The 1,575-nt window shown below is 42.3% G+C and carries 1 protein-coding gene and 1 pseudogene; one reads left to right on the top strand and one right to left on the bottom strand.

What is annotated here, in order from left to right:
- Positions 1 to 392: 392 nt before the first annotated feature.
- Positions 393 to 701, top strand: coding sequence for a hypothetical protein (locus ADS77_RS21065; protein WP_054456193.1), 309 nt, complete (start codon positions 393 to 395; stop codon positions 699 to 701).
- A gap of 78 nt (positions 702 to 779) precedes the next feature.
- Here the strand turns inward: ADS77_RS21065 and ADS77_RS21060 are convergent.
- Positions 780 to 1,521, bottom strand: a pseudogene (locus tag ADS77_RS21060) (reverse transcriptase domain-containing protein); the annotation flags it as partial.
- Positions 1,522 to 1,575: the final 54 nt, after the last annotated feature.

Genomic DNA, 1,575 nt, shown 5'->3' with positions numbered 1-1,575 from the left:
GGTGTGATGAATTTAGATATGGCGACAAATAAAATAGCGCGAACGAGTTAGCAGCCTTGCTTGCTGCATCAAATCAATGAGTTAACCTGCTTAACTGTTCAGGCTAGTCGCGGCTGTGCGTGAGAAAAATATCCTTGCTTAACGGTTAAACATTAGGTTTAATGAATAGATAATAAACGCTGAGCAATGCAGGGAAAGCTTAAATTATAATAGGTAATCTTATTAAATTAGCTGATTTAGCTAGAGCCTCTAAAAAGCAAATTCCCATAGCATAAACAACACCAACTCTATACACCGAGCAGGTAGCGCCTCAGTCCAACAAGCGATTATGCAACACAAACTGCGTGTTGCATAAATACTAAAGTGTTATGTGGCAAGGGTTATCGCTAACTATGATTTCAAAACTAAAACAAGTGTTGGCTGAATGGATAGCGGAAGGCTACATCGAAGGCGAGTTAACTTTAGAGCCTGAATGGTATGTTCTTTGGCAGCCAGACGAGTTAGAAGAAATAAATCAAGATTATCAACTTTGTGAGTTTGCTCCTGAGTTTATTACTTTTGGTGGTAATGGTGGTGGTGAGCTTTTAGTGATAAACGATAAAGAGGAAGTGTTCTATATTCCAACTATCGGTATGTCTCCTAAAGCGGCAATTAAGATTGCAAATAACTTAAAAACATTTAAACAATCAATGTCAAAGTGAAGCCACATAATCGGGTAGCCGGAGGTCTCTAACCTCCAGCCCCCACACCACCCATCATGCGGGTCCGCAATGGGCGGTTCATCTCCCGTAATGAATATTGATCCAAATATCTCTCAATGACACTAACCCTTGTGACGCTAAGTAGTTATTGCCTAGCGCAATGTTAATTCCTTTTGTTTTTGAGCTTCTACAAGGGCCTTTACTGGTGATACCACAGGCTATGGCGAGTCGCTCGCTAACACCCAATTTCATTAAACTGCGTACTTTAGTGCGGGCTATTCCTTAATAAAGAGCGCCACTGCCGCCAGTAGCACATTCTTATCCTACGGCGGATCCAATGATCTAAATCCACTGTTAGTTGATAAGCGTTGGCTATTAGGTAGTAGTGTCCCCAGCCACGTAAATACTGTGTGAGTTTATGAATTTGTAGGGTCATTGAGATCCCCCAGTTGCGGTTAGTGAGTTCCCTGACACTTGCTTTAAATTTCTTTAGCGCCTGTTCGTGAATTTGCACTTGACCGTAACGAAAGGTAAACCCGAGAAATTTCGAGCCTGTTACTGGACCGACTCGACTTTTCGATTCGTTCACTTTGAGCTTTAATCGCTTAGTGATGAACGCAGTAATTTCCCGTTGGATTATTAGCCCTTCGCTTTTCGTTTTTACTAAAATGATTATGTCATCAGCGTAACGTGCAAACTTAAGGCGTTTGTAGGTTAGCTTCTTATCTAATTCATCGAGTAAAATATTGGAAAGTAAAGGGGATAATGGCCCACCTTGAGGGACGCCTTTGGTTGACTCAAACCACAGACCTGTTTCGCGCGCCCACCTTGAGGGACGCCTTTGGTTGACTCAAACCACAGACCTGTTTCGCGC

It is taken from the genome of Pseudoalteromonas porphyrae, assembly GCF_001298125.1.
Lineage (GTDB): Bacteria > Pseudomonadota > Gammaproteobacteria > Enterobacterales > Alteromonadaceae > Pseudoalteromonas > Pseudoalteromonas neustonica.
Note: the sequence above shows the minus strand (reverse complement) of the source record. Positions and strands in the feature narration are given on the sequence as shown.